Source organism: Roseibacterium elongatum DSM 19469, assembly GCF_000590925.1.
Lineage (GTDB): Bacteria > Pseudomonadota > Alphaproteobacteria > Rhodobacterales > Rhodobacteraceae > Roseibacterium > Roseibacterium elongatum.
On the sequence record NZ_CP004372.1, the window covers coordinates 474,895 to 495,089 of the forward strand.

At 65.3% G+C, this 20,195-nt stretch carries 16 protein-coding genes and 3 pseudogenes; 12 read left to right on the plus strand and 7 right to left on the minus strand.

Annotated elements, in window-relative coordinates; genetic code table 11:
• Positions 1-8 precede the first annotated feature (8 nt).
• The 3 genes from ROSELON_RS02365 to gltX form a co-directional block, all read right to left on the minus strand.
• The gene (locus tag ROSELON_RS02365; protein ID WP_245605402.1) at positions 9-713 is read right to left on the minus strand and encodes an MSMEG_1061 family FMN-dependent PPOX-type flavoprotein; all 705 of its coding nucleotides are present in this window, start codon (positions 711-713) and stop codon (positions 9-11) included.
• 27 nt (positions 714-740) lie between these two features.
• The gene (locus tag ROSELON_RS02370; RefSeq protein ID WP_025310851.1) at positions 741-1,538 is read right to left on the minus strand and encodes a carbon-nitrogen hydrolase family protein; all 798 of its coding nucleotides are present in this window, start codon (positions 1,536-1,538) and stop codon (positions 741-743) included.
• Between the two features lie 263 nt (positions 1,539-1,801).
• Positions 1,802-3,124 (minus strand): glutamate--tRNA ligase, encoded by a 1,323-nt coding sequence (gene gltX, locus ROSELON_RS02375; RefSeq protein ID WP_025310852.1) that lies wholly within the window; start codon positions 3,122-3,124, stop codon positions 1,802-1,804.
• A gap of 67 nt (positions 3,125-3,191) precedes the next feature.
• On the opposite strand from gltX, the gene ROSELON_RS02380 reads away from it, so the two are divergent.
• Entirely contained in the window at positions 3,192-3,608 is a 417-nt protein-coding gene (locus ROSELON_RS02380) for a metallopeptidase family protein (protein WP_025310853.1), read from the plus strand.
• A 78-nt stretch (positions 3,609-3,686) separates the two neighbouring features.
• On the opposite strand, the gene ROSELON_RS02385 is transcribed toward ROSELON_RS02380, so the two are convergent.
• Together ROSELON_RS02385 and ROSELON_RS02390 are read right to left on the minus strand one after the other, a co-directional pair.
• Positions 3,687-5,222, minus strand: coding sequence for a cryptochrome/photolyase family protein (locus ROSELON_RS02385; RefSeq protein WP_025310854.1), 1,536 nt, complete (start codon positions 5,220-5,222; stop codon positions 3,687-3,689).
• On the minus strand, positions 5,219-5,884 hold the full coding sequence (locus ROSELON_RS02390; protein WP_025310855.1) for an SDR family NAD(P)-dependent oxidoreductase: 666 nt from the start codon (positions 5,882-5,884) through the stop codon (positions 5,219-5,221). Before ROSELON_RS02390 ends, ROSELON_RS02385 begins: the two co-directional genes overlap by 4 nt.
• Positions 5,885-6,154: 270 nt before the next feature.
• Between ROSELON_RS02390 and ROSELON_RS02395 the strand changes: the two genes are divergently transcribed.
• From ROSELON_RS02395 to ROSELON_RS02425, 7 genes and pseudogenes are all read left to right on the plus strand, one after another.
• Positions 6,155-7,717, plus strand: coding sequence for a 2-isopropylmalate synthase (locus ROSELON_RS02395; RefSeq protein ID WP_025310856.1), 1,563 nt, complete (start codon positions 6,155-6,157; stop codon positions 7,715-7,717).
• Between the two features lie 255 nt (positions 7,718-7,972).
• Positions 7,973-8,976: pseudogene (locus ROSELON_RS02400) on the plus strand (rod shape-determining protein).
• A 47-nt stretch (positions 8,977-9,023) separates the two neighbouring features.
• Positions 9,024-9,971 (plus strand): rod shape-determining protein MreC, encoded by a 948-nt coding sequence (gene mreC, locus ROSELON_RS02405; RefSeq protein WP_025310857.1) that lies wholly within the window; start codon positions 9,024-9,026, stop codon positions 9,969-9,971.
• On the plus strand, positions 9,968-10,498 hold the full coding sequence (locus ROSELON_RS02410) for a hypothetical protein (RefSeq protein WP_025310858.1): 531 nt from the start codon (positions 9,968-9,970) through the stop codon (positions 10,496-10,498). The genes mreC and ROSELON_RS02410 overlap by 4 nt, the downstream gene beginning before the upstream one ends.
• Before the next feature lie 19 nt (positions 10,499-10,517).
• On the plus strand, positions 10,518-12,491 hold the full coding sequence (gene mrdA / locus ROSELON_RS02415) for a penicillin-binding protein 2 (protein WP_025310859.1): 1,974 nt from the start codon (positions 10,518-10,520) through the stop codon (positions 12,489-12,491).
• Positions 12,488-13,628: pseudogene (gene rodA, locus ROSELON_RS02420) on the plus strand (rod shape-determining protein RodA). Before mrdA ends, rodA begins: the two are co-directional and overlap by 4 nt.
• 57 nt (positions 13,629-13,685) lie before the next feature.
• Positions 13,686-14,627, plus strand: a complete 942-nt coding sequence (locus tag ROSELON_RS02425) for a 2-hydroxyacid dehydrogenase (RefSeq protein ID WP_025310860.1) — start codon at positions 13,686-13,688, stop codon at positions 14,625-14,627.
• A 115-nt stretch (positions 14,628-14,742) separates the two neighbouring features.
• Here ROSELON_RS02425 and ROSELON_RS02430 read toward each other — a convergent pair whose 3' ends face one another.
• Positions 14,743-15,516 (minus strand): SseB family protein, encoded by a 774-nt coding sequence (locus ROSELON_RS02430; protein ID WP_025310861.1) that lies wholly within the window; start codon positions 15,514-15,516, stop codon positions 14,743-14,745.
• Positions 15,513-16,105 (minus strand): annotated as a pseudogene (locus ROSELON_RS02435) (uracil-DNA glycosylase family protein). The gene ROSELON_RS02430 and the pseudogene ROSELON_RS02435 overlap by 4 nt, the downstream one beginning before the upstream one ends.
• A 76-nt stretch (positions 16,106-16,181) precedes the next feature.
• Here ROSELON_RS02435 and ROSELON_RS02440 point away from each other — a divergent pair.
• From ROSELON_RS02440 to ROSELON_RS02455, 4 genes are all read left to right on the plus strand, one after another.
• Positions 16,182-16,526 carry an ArsR/SmtB family transcription factor gene (locus tag ROSELON_RS02440; protein ID WP_025310862.1) on the plus strand — a complete coding sequence of 115 codons (345 nt, stop codon included), beginning with the start codon at positions 16,182-16,184 and terminating at the stop codon, positions 16,524-16,526.
• On the plus strand, positions 16,519-17,544 hold the full coding sequence (locus tag ROSELON_RS02445; RefSeq protein WP_025310863.1) for a permease: 1,026 nt from the start codon (positions 16,519-16,521) through the stop codon (positions 17,542-17,544). Before ROSELON_RS02440 ends, ROSELON_RS02445 begins: the two co-directional genes overlap by 8 nt.
• A 220-nt stretch (positions 17,545-17,764) precedes the next feature.
• Positions 17,765-18,424 (plus strand): ABC transporter ATP-binding protein, encoded by a 660-nt coding sequence (locus ROSELON_RS02450; RefSeq protein WP_025310864.1) that lies wholly within the window; start codon positions 17,765-17,767, stop codon positions 18,422-18,424.
• A complete protein-coding gene (locus tag ROSELON_RS02455; protein ID WP_025310865.1) occupies positions 18,402-20,195 on the plus strand; it encodes a capsule biosynthesis protein in 1,794 nt (597 codons plus the stop codon). The genes ROSELON_RS02450 and ROSELON_RS02455 overlap by 23 nt, the downstream gene beginning before the upstream one ends.

Below are 20,195 nucleotides of genomic sequence, written 5' to 3' on the forward strand. Positions count from 1 at the left end.
CGACCAGACTATTCGTCGTATAGCCGATACTTCAGATTGTCTTGCGTCAGGCGCTCAACCTCTTCGAGCGGTGTTTCCAAAGCCCCATGGTCTTTCAACGCGCGGCCGTAGGTCGGCAAGTTCTCTACGGAGATGGCCTTGTCGGGCTCCCACAAGGCCGACCGGATGACCGCTTTGCCGCAATGATAAAAGGCTTCTTCAACATACACGACGATGGCGAAATCCGGGATCTTTCCGTCAACGGCCATGGTTTCGCGCAGCGCGGCATCACGCACCACCTGCGCACGACCGCTGACCCGCACGACTTCAAGCCGGTTTGGCACCAGGAACATCAGGCCCACCCGGCCGGTTTCCAGGATATTGAGGAAACTGTCGAATCGATGATTTCCGGGCCGATCGGGAATGGCCAGCGTCTTTGTGTCGAGAACCTTCACGAAGCCCGGCGGGTCGCCTTTGGGGGAAACGTCAATGGCACCTGTCGACGAATACGTCGCCATTGTCATGAACGGCGAGTGCTCGATCCAGATACGGACATGGTCGTCAATGTGATCGATGACCTTGCGGACCTGCCGCTCGATCGTGCCGGGGATGACGGCGCGAATTTCGGCCTCTGACGTCACGACATCGCTTGGTTCGTACATGATCCCTTTCTCCCTGTGGTCCGCTCCGCGCCCTCTTCGGATGGCGGTCGCGGAATAGCTGTTCCTCGGCATGCTCGGCCCCCGGAGCAAGGCTTTGGATCATGTCAAGACATGGTGCAGATGGACGGGGACGCGCGCCCTGACATCGTTGAGATAGTCCTTGTCGAGCCGGGCATCGACATGCCCCAAGACATCCGACGCGTTCGCAAGGACGTTGCCCCAAGGATCGCAGATCAGACTGTGACCGTAGCAATGCCCCTTGCCATCGTTGAACGAGAACACCTGGGCCGGCGCCGCGATATATGTTCCCGTCTCGATGGCGCGCGCACGCAGCAAGACCTCCCAATGCGCGCGACCGGTTTCGCGCATGAAGGCTGCAGGAACGAGGATGAGTTCTGCCCCCATATCGCGAAGGCGGCGAAACAGCTCGGGAAAGCGGAGATCGTAGCAGATGGTACAGCCAATCTTCCAACCATTGAGTTCATAAACCTCGACGCTGGACCCGGCTGAAATCAGATCCGACTCCCTGAACTGGGTCCCATCGGCCAAGTCGACATCGAAGAGGTGAATTTTGGAGTACCGCGCAATCTCGGAACCATCCGCTCCGTGGACGACCGTGGTGTTGAACGTGCCGGTTTCGCGTTTTTCCGCGAGCGAGCCTGCGTGGATTGCTATCCCCAGGGTCTTTGCAAGCTCCGAAACCTGCACGTTGATGTCATCGAACCAGGCGCCACTCGCCGCGAGGCTCTTCGATCCGTCTCCCATATAGGCGAAATATTCGGGAAGGGCGATGAGGTCGGGGCGGTCATCGGCCGCGCGTTTTACAGTTTCGAACAGAACGTTCAGGGATGCGCTCAGATCGTCTTGTGGATTATGCTGCACGACACTGATTTTCATCTGCTTCTCCAATGTGCGGCTCGGCGTGCATGATTGGGTTCTCGAGCGAACACCAAAGCCAATGTCGTCACACGGCAACCCTCTGGATGGCAGCCAGCTTGCCCCCCAGAGGCGGGAAAAGCCATAAAAAAGCGCTGTAGATCCCGCCTTGCCTGGCAGGGCAGACATTGCCGGACACCCCCTCGCACGTGGCGGACAGTGGGCTTTTTTGCAGATGCGCAGGTGCCAACGGCAAGACGATGCATCCGGCCCAGGCGCGGGTCTCAGAGGCTGGGCTTTTTCTGCAGCAGGGGCATCACGTCGGCCATTTCGGGGCCGCGCTCCAGGCCCGTCACGGCCTTGCGCAATGGCATGAAAAGGCCCTTGCCCTTGCGGCCTGTCGCCTCTTTCACCGCTGCGGTCCAGGTGGCCCACGTCGTCTCGTCATAGGGCGGCTCGGGCAGCATGGCGAAGGCCTGGGCCACGAACTCGCGATCCTCCTCGGCAACGAGCGGCTCCGCCCCATCGCGGAACAGCGCCCACCAACCGGGCAGATCGGCGCGGGTGGCGATATTGGCGCGCGCCACGTCCCAGAAGGTCGGCGCGAGGGGGGCGGGCACGCCCAGCGCCGCGATCTCGTCCTTCACCGCCTCGAACTCCAGCCCGTGCAGGTAGCGCGCCGAGAGTGGCCAGATGTCATCGACATCGAACTTGGTGGGGGCCGAGCCGAAATGACCGAGATCAAAACCCTCGGCCAGTTCGTCAATGGACCGGGCCAGGTCCACGGGCTGCGATGATCCGATCCGCGCCATGTGCGATAGCAGCGCCATCGGCTCCATCCCCGCCGCGCGCAGATCGCGCAGGGACAGCGTGCCGAGGCGCTTCGACAACGCCTCGCCCTGCGGGCCGGTCAGCAGCGAATGGTGGGCAAAATTCGGGGCGTCATGGCCAAGCGCTGCCATGATCTGGATCTGCGTCGCGGTGTTGGTCACGTGATCCGAGCCGCGTACGACATGGGTGATCCCCATATCGGTGTCATCGACGACCGAGGCGATGGTATAAAGCACCTGCCCGTCGGCGCGGATCAGCACCGGGTCGGACACGCTGGCCGCGTCGATGGAGAGCGGGCCGAGGATGCCATCCTCCCACTCGATCCGCTCGTGATCGAGCTTGAAGCGCCAGACACCGGCCCCCCGCTCGGCGCGCAGGCGGGCCTTGTCCTCGTCCGACAGCTTCAGCGCGGCGCGGTCATAGACCGGCGGCTGGCCCATGTTCAGCTGCTTCTTGCGCTTGAGGTCCAGCTCGGTCGGTGTCTCCCACGCCTCGTAGAAACGGCCCTTTTCACGCAGCTCGTCCGCGGCGGCGGCGTAGCGGTCGAGGCGGTCGGACTGACGTTCCAACCGATCCCAGGTCAGGCCCAGCCATTCGAGGTCTTCCTGGATGGCGTCGGCATATTCGGGCTTGGAGCGGTCCGGGTCGGTATCGTCGAGGCGCAGGATGAATGTTCCGCCCGCCTTTTTCGCGATCAGGAAGTTGAACAGCGCGGTGCGCAGGTTGCCGACATGGATATAGCCGGTGGGCGAGGGCGCAAAGCGGGTGACGGTCATCTCGGGGCCTCGTATTGGAACGCTGCGTCCTCTTTCACATGCGCGCGCCAGAGTCCATAAGTCGGGCATGAGCGAGGGGTCGGATATCGCCGATTGGCAGGCGCCCGGATTGGGCGAGATCGAGGCGCTGGCGCTGGCCGCCATCGCGGCGCTGCCCGGCGTCTACGCGGCGGCTGCGCGCGCGGTTGTCCTGCGGGTCGAGGACTTTGCGCCCGAGGAGATGCTGCGAGAGATGGAGATGGACAGCCCGTTCGAGTTGACGGGTCTTTACGAGGGCATCCCGCTGACCGAAAAATCGGTGATGGATCAACCCATGGGACCGGACACGATCTGGCTGTTTCGCCGTCCGATCCTGGATGAATGGGTCGAGCGGGGGAACGTGACGCTGGGCGAGCTGGTGACGCATGTTCTGGTCCATGAACTGGCGCACCATTTCGGATGGTCCGACGCGGATATCGCCCGCGTCGATCCATGGTGGGACTAGGCGCGCCAAGGCGGCGTGGCGCGTGGCGCGCGATGCATTTTTTCAGGATAAAGATGCCAGGGGCGGGCGCTCGGCCCGTCAGACACGGTCGCCCTGCGACATCCGCTGGAGAAATCGCTCGGCGCTGTCGAGCGTGGCCTGACGCTTGTCATCCGACATGCGCGACCAGGTGCGATACATCTGGGCCATGCGGGGGTTCTTGCCGAACCGGTCGCGGTGGCGGTGCAGGAAGCCCCAGTAGAGGTAGTTGAAGGGGCAGCCCCCCTCGCCCGTCTTGACGGCGACATCGTAGCGGCAGGATTTGCAGTAGTTCGACATCTTGTTGATGTAGTTCCCGCCCGAGACGTAGGGTTTCGACCCGACGATGCCGCCATCGGCGAACTGGCTCATCCCGATCACGTTCGGGGCCTCGACCCATTCATAGGCATCGGCATAGACGGCCAGATACCATTCATGCACCTGATGCGGGTCGATCCCGGCAAGCAGCGCGAAATTGCCCGTCACCATCAGGCGCTGGATGTGGTGGGCATAGGCCTCGTCCCGCGTCTGCTCGACCGCCTTGGCGACACAGAGCATGTCGGTCTGCGCATCCCAGTAGAACCCAGGCAGCTTGCGCTGGTGGTTCAGCCAGTTCTTGCGCGTGTAGTCGGGGCCTTCACGGAAATAGATGCCGCGCATGTATTCGCGCCAGCCGATGATCTGGCGGATGAACCCCTCGACCGCGTTGAGCGGCGCGTCGCCCTTGGCGTAGGCGTCGGCCGCCGCATCGCAGATTTCTTGCCATGTCAGCAGGCCCGCGTTCAGGTACATCGAGATGACCGAGTGGTAGAGGAACCGGTTCTCGGCAAGCATCGCATCCTGGAAGTCGCCGAAATCGGGCAGCGCGTTGCGGATGAAATGCGAGAGCGCCTGCCGTGCCTGCCCCCGGTCGGTGGCGAACCAGAAGGGGCGCAGCTCTCCAAAATTGTTATCGAAACGGCGCTCGACCAGGTCCAGAACCTCCTCGACGGTGTCGTCGGAGGTGAACTGCATCGGGCCGCCGAAGGTGATCTTGTCGGGCGCTGGTTTGCGGTTATCGTGGTCGTAATTCCACTTGCCGCCCTCGGGCTTGTCGCCGTCCATCAAGAGGCCGGTCTTGCGCCGCATCTCGCGGTAGAACCACTCCATCCTGAGGTCCTTGCGGCCTTCGGCCCACTCTTCGAACTCGCCATGCGAGGCGAGGAAGCGCGTGTCGGGGAACTGGTGGACGGGGATGGGGCACTCTTCCAGCGCGGCGATCAGGCGAAACTCGCCCGGCTCGGTGGCCAACACCTCCTTGGCGCCGATCCCTTCGGCATGGCGCAGAAGCTCGCCGGGGATGGAGCCGGTATTCTGCGCATCATCAAGGCGCGTGTATTCGACCCGCCAGCCGTCATCGCGCAGTTGCGCCGCGAATTTGCGCATGGCGGCGAAGAGAAAGGCGATCTTTTTGGGGTGGTGCGGGACGTAAGAGGCCTCGTCCGCGACCTCGGCCATCACGACCACGTCGCGAGATTTATCCGCCTCGGCCAGGGCGGACAGCTCGGGCGAAAGCTGGTCGCCCAGCACAAGGATCAGGCGGGGGGTGTCGCTCACCAGACGATCTCCTTGCCGGCATAGTCGTAGAACCCGCCGGACTGGTCCCGGGTCAGCCGCTCCATCACATCGCAGAGATTTCGCGCGGCCTCTTCGGGCGCCAGCTTGCCGTGCTTGGGATCGTAGCCTTGGGTGAAGGGCGTGGCGACGGTGCCGGGGTGCAGCGCGGCCACGATCGCGTCGCGGTGCGAGCGTTTCAGTTCGATCGCGGCGCCATGCACGATCTGGTTCAACGCGGCCTTGGACGCGCGGTAGGAATGCCAGCCGCCGATCCGGTTGTCGCCGATGGAGCCGACGCGCGCGGTCAGGACCCCCGTGACCGAGCGGCCCTGTTTCGGCAGAAGCCGCGGCAAGTATGACAGCAGATGCGCCACGCCGACGGTGTTGACGGCAAAGACGCGGGCCATCTCGGCGGGGTCTATGGCCGACAGTTGTTTTTCGGGCGATACGCCCTCGGGCGCCAGGATGCCGACCGAAACGAACACGGTCTGGAACGACCCCTCGAGCCCCCCCATCACGCGCGCGACCGCGGCCGGGTCGGTCACGTCCAACCCGTTCTCCGAGCGCGACAGGGCCGTGACATGACCACCGCGGGCGCGCATTTCATCCGACATCGCGCGGCCGATCCCGCCCGAGGCACCTATCACGAGAGCATCAATCATGGCCGGTCAGGTAAGGCGGCCGGCGGGCACGTCCAGTCGCTCGGCAGGTCAAATGCGTTGACCTTCATTTGGGGTTTTCAACGGCGGCGGGATGCGTATTCTCCACCCCATGATCATGCAGGCCCATACGACGACCCTCGCCGCGCCCCGCGCGCGGCTCGCCCTGCTTGGCCTGCTTCTCCTTAGCCGCCTCTGAGCGTGCCATTCGGCGCGACCGCTCAGGGGAGGGACAGCGCCGGAGACATGCACTCAGCTAAGGAAATCCAGACAATGACCGACAAGAACCGTGTCCTGATCTTCGACACCACCCTGCGCGATGGCGAACAGTCGCCCGGCGCAACGATGAGCCATGACGAGAAACTGGAGATCGCCGCCCTGCTCGACGAGATGGGCGTCGACATCATCGAGGCCGGCTTTCCCATTGCCTCGGAGGGCGATTTCGCAGCCGTGTCCGAGATCGCCGGACTGGCGAAATCCGCCACGATCTGCGGCCTTGCACGCGCCAATTTCAAGGATATCGACCGCTGCTGGGAGGCGGTGAAACACGCGAAATCCCCGCGCATCCATACCTTCATCGGCACCTCGCCGCAGCACCGGGCCATCCCGAATCTCAGCATGGACGAGATGGCCGATCGCATCCACGACACGGTCACCCATGCCCGCAACCTCTGCGACAACGTGCAGTGGTCGCCGATGGATGCTACACGGACCGAGTGGGATTATCTGCGTCGCGTCGTCGAGATCGCGATCAAGGCGGGCGCCACCACGATCAACATCCCCGACACGGTGGGCTACACCGCCCCGCGTGAAAGCGCCGATCTGATCCGCCGCCTGATCGCCGAGGTGCCCGGCGCGGACGAGGTGGTTTTCGCCACCCATTGCCACAATGACCTGGGCATGGCGACGGCCAACGCGCTGGCTGCGGTCGAGGGCGGCGCGCGGCAGATCGAATGCACGATCAACGGTCTGGGCGAACGCGCGGGCAACACCGCGCTGGAAGAGGTGGTGATGGCGATACGCGTGCGGGGTGACATCATGCCGTTCACCACCGGCATCGACACCACCAAGATCATGCATATCTCGCGCCGCGTCAGCACGGTGTCGGGGTTCAACGTGCAGCCCAACAAGGCCATCGTCGGCAAGAACGCCTTTGCACACGAATCCGGCATCCACCAGGACGGGATGCTGAAATCGGCCGACACGTTCGAGATCATGCGCCCCGAGGATGTGGGCCTGGCCGGCACCTCGCTGCCGCTGGGCAAGCATTCGGGCCGCGCTGCGCTGCGTGCGAAGCTGAAGGATCTGGGCTTCGACATGGTGGACAACCAGCTCAACGACCTGTTCGTGCGGTTCAAGGCGCTGGCCGACCGCAAGAAAGAGGTCTTTGACGACGATCTGATCGCGCTGGTCACCGATGCCGCCGCCGCCGATCAGGCCGATCACCTCGAGCTGAAATTCCTGCGCGTCATCTGCGGCACCGAGGCCCCGCAATCGGCCGATCTGACCCTGCGCGTGGGCAGCGAGGACAAGCAGGTGACCGCCAAGGGCGACGGGCCGGTGGATGCGGCCTTCAACGCGGTCAAGGCGCTCTACCCCCACAGCGCAAGGCTGCAGGTCTACCAGGTGCATGCCGTTACCGAAGGCACCGATGCCCAGGCCACCGTCTCGGTCCGCATGGAGGAAGAGGGCCGCATCGCCACGGGCCAGTCCGCCGATACCGACACCGTGGTGGCCAGCGTCAAGGCCTATGTGAACGCGCTCAACCGCCTGAAGGTGCGCCGCGAAAAGCTGGGCTCGGACGTCAAGGAAGTCTCCTACAAGGACGTTGGCTGAGACAGGAAACCGAAAAACTCGAGTTTTTCGGACAGGAAAACTCGAGTTTTCCTGCAGTTCCCCTTTAACACCCCGTTCGGCCCAAAGTGGCGAAAACGCGCTGATTGCGCGCGCCACGCCCCCTTGCCGCGCGGGGGGCACGGCGTCTATATGCGACTCTCTATCGGGCGGCCTGCTGAGTCAGGGCGCCCGCTTTGAATGAAGGTAGGCGGGTTCCAAATGGTCGGCTTGTTGGGCAATCTCTTTTCGTCGGACATGGCGATCGACCTCGGGACGGCGAATACGCTGGTCTATGTGAAGGGGCGTGGCGTCATCCTGAACGAGCCGTCGGTGGTGGCCTACCAGGTCAAGGACGGCGTCAAAAAGGCGCTCGCCTTTGGCGAGGATGCCAAGCTGATGCTGGGCCGCACGCCCGGGTCCATCCAGGCCATCCGGCCCATGCGCGACGGGGTCATCGCCGATTTCGACGTGGCCGAAGAGATGATCAAGCACTTCATCCGCAAGGTTCACAAGCGCACGACCTTCACCAAACCCAGATCATCGTCTGCGTCCCGCATGGCGCGACACCCGTGGAAAAGCGCGCCATTCGCCAGTCGGTTCTGGGCGCGGGCGCGCGCAAGGCGGGCCTGATCGCCGAACCCATCGCCGCGGCCATCGGCGCGGGCATGCCGATCACCGACCCGACCGGGTCCATGGTCGTCGATATCGGCGGCGGCACCACCGAGGTGGCGGTCCTGTCGCTGGCCGATATCGTCTATGCCCGATCGGTCCGTGTCGGCGGCGACCGCATGGACGAGGCGATCATCAGCTACCTGCGTCGCCAGCATAACCTTCTGATCGGCGAGGCGACGGCCGAACGCATCAAGACGTCGATCGGCACGGCACGCATGCCCGATGACGGGCGCGGCGCGTCGATGCGCATCCGCGGCCGCGACCTGCTGAACGGCGTGCCCAAGGAAACCGAGATCAGCCAGGCCCAGGTGGCCGAGGCGCTGGCCGAACCTGTACAACAGATCTGCGAGGCCGTGATGGGCGCGCTCGAGGCGACGCCGCCCGATCTGGCCGCCGACATCGTGGATCGCGGTGTCATGCTGACCGGCGGCGGCGCGCTGTTGGGCGAACTGGACTTGGCCCTGCGCGAACAGACCGGCCTTGCCATATCGGTCGCCGATGAAAGCCTGAACTGTGTCGCACTGGGCACTGGCAAGGCGCTGGAGTATGAAAAGCTCCTGCGGCACGCCATTGATTACGACAGCTGACGTCCTTTCCTGCGGCGGATGCCGCAAGGCGCATCTGAGGGAGCGCCATGGCACGCGAACGCTATGACAGTTACGGCCGGCCGGTGCGTCGCCTGGTTCTGGCGGTGCTCATCCTGCTGTTGATCGCGCTGGTTCTGGTCTGGCGCATCGACAATCCGCGCGTCGAACGCATCCGCGCCGCGATCACCGACCGCGTCGTGCCCAACATGGAATGGGCCATGTCGCCGATCACCGGCATGGGCCGCATGCTGGACGAATTCCAGAGCTATTCGCGCCTGTTCGAACAGAACCAGCAGTTGCGCCGCGACCTTCAGCAGATGCGCGCGTGGCGCGAAGCGGCCTTGCAACTGGAGCAGGAGAACGCCCGCCTGCTCGATCTCAACCGGGTGCAATTGAACCCGGAACTGACCTTTGTCACCGGCATCGTCCTGGCCGATTCCGGCAGCCCCTTTCGCCGGTCGGTCCTGCTGAATGTCGGCGCCCGCGACGGCATTCTGGATGGTTGGGCGACGATGGACGGCCTTGGCGTCGTCGGCCGAATCTCAGGCGTGGGCGAGCGCACGGCGCGGGTCTTGCTGCTGACCGATTCGAACAGCCGTATCCCGGTGACGATCCAGCCGTCCGGGCAACAGGCGCTCTTGATGGGCGACAATTCGCAAACCCCGCTGCTGGATTTCCTCGAAGCGCCCGAAGACATCAATGCCGGCGACCGCATCATCACATCGGGCGATGGCGGGCTGTTTCCCCCCGGCCTGTTGGTGGGACAGGTGATCGTCACCTCCGACCGACGCCTGCGCGCGCGACTGGCCGCCGACCTGGCGCGCCTGCGGTTTCTGCGCGTGATGCGCAGCCATCCCGGCACGGCACTGGATGACCCCGGCGACCTGATCGGCCCGCCCTGGCCCCTGCCCGGCCAGGCGACCGAGGCCGCAGAGCGCCTGGTGATCGATCCTGAATCCGTCGCCGCCGAAGACGGCGCAGGGGTGTCGCAATGAGTGCGGCCACCTCGGCGCGTCATATCTGGGCCTATCGCGTGATCTTTCTTGCGTTGTGCGGGGCGATCGTGATCGGGCGGCTCTTGCCGCTGGGACTGGCCGATACGGGCCTGCCCGGCCCTGACCTGTTGGTGGCACTGACCTTTGCCTGGCTTATCCGGCAGCCGGCGGTGGTGCCGATCCTGTCGATTCTGATGGTGTTTCTTTTGGCGGATTTTCTGCTACAGCGGCCGCCGGGCCTGTGGACCCTGATGGTGATCCTCGGCTCGGAAAGCCTGCGTCGACGACGCCTGCAAATGACCGAGTTTCCGTTCCTCGTGGAATGGTCGGCCATTGGCGGCACGGTCTTTGCCATGGTGGTGGTCGAACGCCTTATCCTGTGGGTCCTGATGGTGGATCTCGACCCGCTTGGCCTGACGCTGGCTCACGCAATCGTAACCGTTGCGATCTACCCGTTGGTCGTGGCGATCTCGAAATATCTGTTCGGTTTGCGTAAACTCGGCCCGGCCGAGCTTGAACCGCTCTGACTGTCGGGGGGCACCGCCCATGAAACGCACCCAAGGCGAGATGGAATTCAGCGCCCGCACCATCGGGCGCCGCAGTGTCGTTCTGGGCGGCCTTTTCGTGGCGACGGGCGGGATCCTGGCCGCGCGCATGCGACATCTTCAGGTCGAGCGTGCCGATGACTTCCGCCTGCTGGCCGAAGAGAACCGGATCAACATCCGCCTGCTTCCCCCGGCCCGTGGCCTGATTTTCGACCGCTCGGGCGTGCTGCTGGCGGGCAACGAACAGAATTACCGCATCACGCTGGTGCGCGAGGATGCTGGCGACGTGGACGCCGTGCTGGCGGAACTGGGGCGCGTCGTGAACCTCGATCTCGTGGCGCTGGAACGGGCCCGCGAGGAAATCTCCCGCCGCCCGCCATTCGTGCCGGTGACGGTCGCCGACCGGCTGAGTTGGGAAGAGCTGTCCTCGGTCGCGGTGAACGCCCCGGCCCTGCCCGGCGTGAACCCCGAGGTCGGCCTGAGCCGCGTCTACCCGATGGGCGCTGATTTCGCCCATGTGGTCGGCTATGTCGGCCCGGTCAGCGATTACTATCTCGATCAGACCGGGGACACCGACCCGGTGCTGCAGATCCCAGATTTCCAGGTCGGCCGCTACAATGTCGAGGCGCGGCTGGAGCAACCCCTGCGCGGCAGCGCGGGCAGCCGGCGGGTCGAGGTGAATGCCGGCGGCCGCGTCATGCGCGAGTTGGACCGCGACCCGGCCACGCCGGGTTCGGACGTGCAACTGACCATCGATGCGGGGCTGCAGAACTATGTCGAGGCGCGGCTGTCGGACCAGAGCGCCGGTGCCGTGGTCATGGACTGCCAGACGGGCGAGGTTCTGGCCGTGGCCTCGGCCCCGACCTTCGACCCCAACCTGTTCGTGCGCGGCATCTCGACCACGCAATGGCGCGGCCTGAACGAGGACCCCTATCGCCCGCTGGCCAACAAGGCGACGCAGGGCCTTTACCCGCCCGGATCGACCTACAAGATGATCGTCGCCCTGGCCGGGCTCGAGGCCGGTGTGCTGGACCCCGATGAAACGGTGACCTGCACCGGCAGCATCGAGCTTGGCAACCGCCGTTTCCATTGCTGGAAGCGCGGCGGCCACGGCCGTGTCAATCTGATCGAAAGCCTCTCGCAAAGCTGCGATGTCTTCTACTACGACCTTGCGCAACGCGTCGGGATCGAGGCGATCTCGGCCATGGCGGTGCGGCTCGGGTGCGGCATCCGCCACGATCTGCCCCTGTCCGGCATCGCCGAGGGGCTGGCCCCCACCATGGCCTGGAAACGCGCCAACCGCGGCGCCGACTGGGTGGTGGGCGATACGTTGAATGCCTCGATCGGGCAGGGTTTCGTCTTGACGTCGCCCCTGCAACTGGCGGTGATGACGGCGCGCCTGGCCACGGGGCGGGCCATCACGCCCTGGTTGGTCCGGTCGATCGACGGTGTTCCCGAACCGCGCCCCGAGGCGGCCGATCTGGGCCTGTCGGCTGAGAACCTGGCGCTCATCCATCGCGGCATGTGGGCGGCCACCAACGACCGGCGCGGCACCGCCTTTGGCAGCCGCGTGATGGAAGACGCCTACGCGGTCGCCGGCAAGACCGGAACCAGCCAGGTCCGCAACATTACGGCCGCCGAACGCGCCGCGGGCGTGATCGCGAACGAAGACCTGCCCTGGGAACGCCGCGACCACGCCCTTTACGTGGGCTATGCCCCCTCCGAAACGCCGCGCTATGCCGTCTCGGTGGTGGTGGAACATGGCGGCGGCGGGGCCGCCGTCGCCGCGCCCATCGCCCGCGATATCCTGCTGCGCGCGCAGGTCGGTGACGTGCCGCCACCCGCGCTTTACCCCGTCAGCCAGCGCCGCGAGATCGAGGAGATGCACCGCCGCCTGCCGATCCTGCCCGAGCCGCCGCGCCCCTCGGGCCGCGAGGCGACACGCCGCACGCCGCCCCAAGGGGATCGCGCATGAGCTTTCTGGAATACAACGTCAAATCCACGCCGACGGGCTGGCGCAAGATCCTGCACCTGAACTGGGCGCTGATCCTGCTGTTGACCACTGTGGCCAGCGTCGGGTTTCTGATGCTCTACTCGGTTGCGGGCGGCTCGATGACGCCTTGGGCCGAACCCCAGATGCAGCGCTTCGGCCTTGGGCTGGTCGCCATGATCGCGGTGGCGATGGTGCCGATCTGGTTCTGGCGCAACATGTCGGGCGTGGCCTTTGGCCTGTCGATCCTGCTGCTGCTCTATGTCGAGTTCTTCGGGACGGTCGGCATGGGCGCACAACGCTGGATCGACCTGGGGTTCATGCGCCTGCAACCCTCGGAACTGACCAAGATCACCCTCGTGATGATCCTTGCGGCCTATTACGACTGGCTCGATCTCGACAAGGTCTCGCGCCCCGTCTACGTCGCCCTGCCCTTGGTGCTGATCGCCGTGCCCACATATCTGACGCTGCGACAGCCCGATCTCGGCACGGCGCTGCTTTTGTTGATGGGTGGGGGCGCGGTCATGTTCATCGCCGGCGTCCACTGGGCCTATTTCGCGGTGGTGATCGCGGCCGGGGCGGGGGCGGTCGGGGCTGTCTTTGCCTCGCGCGGGACCTCGTGGCAGCTGTTGCAGGATTACCAGTACCGGCGCATCGACACCTTTCTTGATCCGACATCCGACCCGCTCGGCGCGGGCTATCACATCACGCAAAGCCAGATCGCGCTCGGGTCGGGCGGCTGGACGGGGCGCGGCTTCATGGAAGGTACGCAATCACGCCTGAATTTCCTGCCCGAGAAGCATACCGATTTCATCTTCACCACACTGGCCGAGGAGTTCGGCTTTGTCGGCGCGGCCTCTCTCCTGTTGCTCTACATCCTCATTCTGGCCTTCTGCATTGTGACCGCGATCACGGCGCGCGACCGCTACGCCTCGTTGTTGGTCATGGGCATCGCTGTGGTCCTTTTTTCTCTATTTCGCGATCAACATGGCCATGGTCATGGGGCTGGCGCCGGTGGTTGGTGTACCACTCCCCCTCGTCAGTTACGGCGGGTCGGCGATGCTGGTGCTGATGGCGGCCTTCGGCCTGGTGCAATCGGCCCATGTCCATCGCCCCCGCTAGACGCGATCACGAGGCGCTGCTAGCCCTCGGGCCAACCCTCGCCCCAAGGAGATCGCCATGCCCGGCCCCGTCATCCTGTTCGCCGCGAAATCGGAACGCTGGGATCAGTACGAACATCCCCTGCGCACCGCTTTGTCCGAGGTCGGACTGTCCGATGCGGTGCTGACCACGCAGGCCGCCCCCGAAACGGTCGACTACATCGTCTATGCGCCCAACAGCCGCATGCAGGATTTCACGCCCTACACGCGTCTCAAGGCGGTTCTGAACCTCTGGGCCGGGGTCGAGGATGTCGTGGGCAACGACACCTTGCGCGTCCCCCTTGCGCGCATGGTGGATCACGGCCTGACCGAGGGTATGGTGGAATGGGTCACCGGCCATGTCCTGCGCCATCATCTCGGGATGGATGCGCATATCCATGGACAGGATGGGGTCTGGCGGGCCGGCATCGTGCCGCCGCTGGCCCGCGACCGCAGCGTCACGATCCTTGGGCTCGGCGCGCTCGGCGCGGCGTGCGCGGGGGCGCTTGCGGCGCTGAATTTCGACGTGCATGGCTGGTCGCGCAGCCCCAAGACCATCGACGGCATCACCACCCACAGCGGCAAAGCGGGGTTGGCTGACGCCCTCGGCAAGGCCGAAATCATTGTCCTGTTGCTGCCCGATACGTCCGATACGCAGAACGTGCTGAACGCAGACACGCTCGCCCTGATGCCCACTGGCGCCATCGTCGTGAATCCCGGACGCGGGCCGCTGATCGACGACGACGCTTTGCTGGCAGCCCTCGATACCGGCCGGATCGGCCATGCCACGCTGGATGTGTTCCGCACCGAACCGCTGCCGCCCGAGCATCCGTTCTGGACGCACCCCAAGGTGACGGTGACCCCTCATATCGCCTCGGAAACACGCGCCGCCTCGGCCAGCCGCGTGATTGCCGAAAACATCCGCCGAGGCGAGGCGGGCGAACCCTTGCTGCACCTCGTGGACCGTGACCTGGGCTACTGACCCGCCCCCTCTTTATCCCGAAAATATGCCCGCCGGAGGCGTCAGCGCGGCAAGGGGCTCGATGCCCCTTGTCGCGCTTGCCCCCGGGCGACGCGCGACAGCGCGGCGCAACACCTTAGCGCAGTTTCGGTGGCCTGTCGGGGTCCCTGCCAGGGTTCGCCCCGGCATTGACCGGCGCCGCCGGCAGATCAAAGCGCAGGCCAACACGGGCGAAGCGGGCGCAAACCGGGTCGGAGGGTCGGAAAAACCCCACATCCAGCACCCCGGCCTCCAGCCCCGAAAAGGTCAGCGCCTCGCCCACCGCGCGGGCCAGCGACGGCTCTGCCCCCGGGATCGGATCGACAAACCCCAACAGATGCGCGCGGCGGCCATTGCCGTAAGTGACGCCCACCAGATACGCCATGCGCGCCAACCCCTCGGCCGCGGCCAAGCGCCGGTCCAACGCGGCCAGCAACCGATCCGGCAGGCCGGCGGGCGCGGTGATCTCTTCGGGGCGTTCTTCGACCTCTTCGGGACGGTTTTCCAGCGTTTCCGCCAGCCAGCCCAGCGCCGCATCATCCAGAACCGTTTCCGACGGAGCATCCAGGTTCACCGCAAGACCCAGACCCTGCCCGGCCAACAGCCCCGCCAGGGCGCGCCCGGATAGCGCCGCATAGGGCGCCGCGGCCCCGGCAAAGGCCGACAGCCGCTCCTCGCGATCGAACGCCAGGACAAGCTGCGCCTCGGCCGTTGGAAAGACGCGCGGACGGATGCGGTCGCCCGATGCCTCCTCCGCGAGCAGCAGGAACAGTTCCGAGGCCGCAAGCCGATCATAATAGGTCAGCCGCGCCGCGTCGTCGTCGGGCGCGGCCTGCATGTCGGCATGGGCCTGATCCAGCGGGGTCGTCATGTCAGCACCTCCTTGACCCGGCTGCGCAGGACCGGCAGCACCTCGGCCTCGAACCACGGGTTCTTCTTCAGCCATGCGGTATTGCGCCAGGACGGGTGCGGCAAGGCAAAGACCTCGGGCGCATGGTCGCGCCATGCGGCGACGCGCTCGGTCACGCCCTTGCGGCCGCCCAAATGCCAGCTCTGCGCATAGGCCCCGATCAGTAGCGTCAACTCGATCCCCTCCAGGGCCGCCATCGCCCGCGCACGCCAGGTCTGGGCACAGATCCTGGGCGGCGGCAGGTCGCTGCCCGCGGCGTCATAGCCCGGAAAGCAAAAAGCCATGGGCACGATCGCCACCCGGCTGCGGTCGTAGAATGTCCCCCTCGTCCACCCCCCATCCAGTCGCGCAGCCGCTGACCCGAGCGATCCCAGAACGGGGTATTGGCCTGATGCACGCGCAGACCGGGGGCCTGGCTGGCGATCAGCACCCGCGCGCCGGGCCGAAACCACACCACAGGGTTGGGCCGATGGCCCGTCGCGGTGGCCGCAAAGCGGTCGGCGCAAAGCCTGCAGGCCGCGATGTCGTCTAGCAAGGTCGATGCATCCATACCCCCGCAGCTAGGCGCGTGCGGGAGAAAGGAAAAGGACTGGACGCATACTCGATATTTCTATAAATATAGAATGATGAAACAGAGCGACCCATCCCTTTCCCGACTCACACTGGCCGCGACGGCCTTTGCGGCCTTGGGGTCCGAGGCCCGGCTGGCGATCCTGCGCCGTCTTGTGCGCGCGGGCCCAAAGGGTCTGCCCATCGGACAACTCGGCGAGGATGTGGGGGTGACCGGCTCGGTTCTGACCCATCATCTGAAGCAACTGGTCTCCGCCGGTCTGGTGGTGCAGCGGCGCGATGGACGCCGGATCCTGTGCTCGATCGATCATGCGCGGGTCGAAGACCTGTCTCGCTTTCTCCTTGATGAATGCTGCGCCGACCTTGGCGGGCATGTGATACCGGATGACCCCCATGACTGACCTGTCCACAACGCTTCGTCCCCTCGGCACCGTCTGGGCCCGCATCGACAAGGTCCTGCTGACGGGGATCGCGATCGTCCTGATCCAGTTTGCGTTCGACGCGCCGGCCGTGCCGCCGACCCTGGTCGAGATGGGCGAGCACTTCATGGGCACATTGCCCTTCATCCTGTTCGCCGTCGCCGCCATTGCAATCATGAGGGCCAGCGGCTCGGAACGGCTGCTGGACGGGGCCTTTCAGGGGCGCGAGGGGCGGATGATCCTGCTCGGGGCGGTGGTGGGCGGGCTCTCGCCCTTTTGCTCGTGCCAGGTGATCCCCTTCATCGCGGCCCTTCTGGCCGCGGGGGCGCCGCTTTCGGCCGTCATGGCCTTCTGGCTGGCCTCGCCGCTGATGGATCCGGCGATGTTCGCGATCACGGCCGGCGGGATCAGCCCCGAATTCGCCATCGCCAAGACCGTGGCCGCCGTCGCTCTCGGGATCGGCGGGGGTCTGAGCGTCAAACTGCTGAGCCAGTCGGCGCTGTTTGCCGACCCGCTCAGGACACAGCCCAAGATCGGAGGATGCTGTTCTGCCAAGAAACTGACGCTCAACTGGCGTTTCTGGCAGGAGGGCGAGCGCCGCCGCATCTTTGGGGACGCGGCCCTGGAAAACATGCTTTTCCTCGGGAAATGGTTGCTGTTCGCCTATCTGCTGCAGGCGCTTTTGATCCGCTACGTCCCCGCCGATCTGATCGCCCGCGTCATCGGCGGCGAGGGGATTGGCCCGGTGCTGCTGGCCGCGCTTGTCGGGGCGCCTGCCTATCTCAACGGCTATGCCGCCGTACCGCTGATTGCAGGGCTTCTGGAGCAGGGGATGAACCCCGGGGCCGGTATGGCCTTTGTCATTGCGGGTGGCGTGAGCAGCATTCCGGCCGCCGTCGCGGTCTGGGCCCTGGTCAAGCCGCGCGTCTTCGCCGCCTATCTCGGGTTTGCGTTCGTGGGCGCGGTTCTGGCAGGGCTGGCTTGGTCCGCCATTGCCTGATGGCGCTGCGGGCGTCCGACGCGGGCGCACGGCCACCGCGACGACAGGACCGGAATCGCGGTGCCGTCGATCTAGGCCAGTTTCAGAAAAATGTCTGGATTTCGCCGGTCATCTCGACACAATGCCGCCCCATTGATCCACTAGCGTGCTGACATCACGCGCGGCACCAAGACCGCGATCGCAGCACCAGCGAACCAAGGATCTGAGCAGAAGGGCGAACATGCTCGAATTTGTCGATGTCTCCAAGTCGTTCTGGACCGGGGAACGCCGCAAGGTGATCCTCGACCGGGCCTCTTTCCGCGTCGATCTGGGCTATTCGCTGGGCGTGATGGCCCCCAACGGGACGGGCAAGACGACGCTCATCAAGATGATGGCAGGCCTCGAGAAACCCGACGAGGGCAAGATCTATCGCAATTGCCGCGTGTCCTTTCCGCTGGGGTTCATGGGTGGCGTCATTTCCAAGCTGACCGGCACGGAAAACGCCCGCTACATCGCCCAGCTTTACGGGCTGGACCCCGATTATGTCGAAGCTTTCAGCCGGTGGGTCTGCGGGATCGACGAATATTTCGACATGCCGCTTGGGACCTATTCCTCCGGGATGCGGTCACGCTTCAATTTTTCGCTCCTGCTGGCCCTGGAATTCGACGTATACTTGATCGACGAGGGAATGCCCGCATCGACCGATGCGGAATTCAACCGCAGAGCAGGCAGCATTCTGGCAGAACGACTTAAGAACTCGACCGTGATCATCGTTTCGCACCAGGCCGAAACCTTGGAGAAATTCGCCCGCCGTGCCGCGGTGCTGGTGAACGGCCAATTGGTGCAATTCGACACGCTCGAAGAGGCAAAGCAGCTTTATGACTACGAAACCCAAGGCTAGGAAATTCCGCATCCGCCGCAGCGACGGCTTGGGGTCGTCCGACCTCGGCCGCGGCACCATCGACGATGGTGCGGTGGCTGCGGACGTTCGGCCGGAGGCCGCCGGCGCTGCCCCTGCCGCTGCGCCTGCCATTCTGGAACCGACGCGACGCCGCGTCGAAGACGGGTTCGGGGATGCGCCCTTTCCCGGGTCTGCGGCCCATGACCGTCAGCAACAGGCCACCCAACGGCAGGCGCCGCCACAACCGGCCGGCACCCCAAGTGTCGAGCAGGAACTGGCTGCAATCCGTGCCGAAGGGCTGACGGGCCGCCAACTGCGCATGGCGCGCCGGACCGCCCAGAAGCATGGCCTGTCGCCAAGCTCGGATTTCGACGCCGTCCGCCTGTTGCGGGCGCGCGGCATCGATCCGTTCACCCGCTCGACCATGCTGGAACTGGTGGTCGATGAAAGCGCGAAACAGGCGCAGCAGGGCGGCGGCGGGCGCGGCGCAGATTCCGGCGCCCTCGTGACGATGGACGGTGGCGGTGCGCGCAACCTGCCCGCACAGGCGCGCCAGACACAGCCCGCCCGACAGCCCGCCGCCACCCCGCCGGGCCGCCTGCCCCCGATGAGCGAGGATGAACGCGCGAACGAGATCATGCGCGTGCAGCGCGACATCGCGCGCCGCAGGCGCAAACGCCTCGTTCTGCTGGCCACCCGCCTCGCGTTTTTCGTGCTGCTGCCGACGCTGCTGGTGGCGTATTACTACTACCGCGTGGCGACGCCGCTTTATGCCACCAACACCGAGTTCGTGATCCAGAAGGCCGAGAGCGGCGGCACGGGCGGCGGCCTGGGCAGTCTGCTGGGCGGGTCCAGTTTCGCCACCGTGCAGGAAAGCATCACCGTTCAGGCCTATCTGGAAAGCCGCGAGGCCATGCTGCGGCTGGAGGAAGAACTGGGCTTTCGGGCGCATTTTTCGGCGCCCGACATCGACCCGCTGACCCGCATCCCCGAGGATGCCAGCGTCGAGGATGTCTATTCCGTCTATCGCCGCCACCTGCAGATCGGCTACGACCCGACCGAAGGACTGGTGCGGATGGAAGTGGCCGCCGCCGACCCGCAAGTGAGCCAGGCCTTTTCCGAGGCGCTGATCCGCTACGCCGAAGAACGGGTGGACCAGATGAGCCAGCGCCTGCGCGAGGACCAGATGGCCGGCGCGCGGGAAAGCTATGAAGACGCCGAAGCGCGTGTCATCGACGCCCAGGCCCGCGTGCTCGAGTTGCAGGAACGCCGGGGCGTGCTGAACACCGAGGCCGAGGTCTCGACCGTTTTTGGTCAGATCTCGAGCTTTGAGATGCAATTGCAGGAAGAGCGGCTGCGTTTGGACGAGATGCTGTCGGTCACCCGCCCGAACCAGACGCGCGTCGAGGTGGCCGAACGCAACATCGCGCGGCTCGAAGCCTTGATCGAGGATCTGCGCGCGGGCCTGACCGAGGCGTCGGATGGATCGGCCTCGTTGGCGCGCATCCAGTCCGAATTGCTGATCGCGCAGGCGGATCTGGAAACCCGGCAGATGATGCTGGCGCAGGCGCTGCAACAGATGGAAACCTCGCGTCTCGAGGCAAACCGCCAGTCGCTCTACCTGTCGATGGGGGTCTATCCGATTCCGCCCGATGCACCGGCCTATCCGCGCGCCTTCGAAAACACGCTTCTGGCGCTGCTGATCTTCTCGGGCATTTACCTCATGGTCTCGATGACGGTATCGGTGCTGCGCGAACAGGTCTCCTCCTGA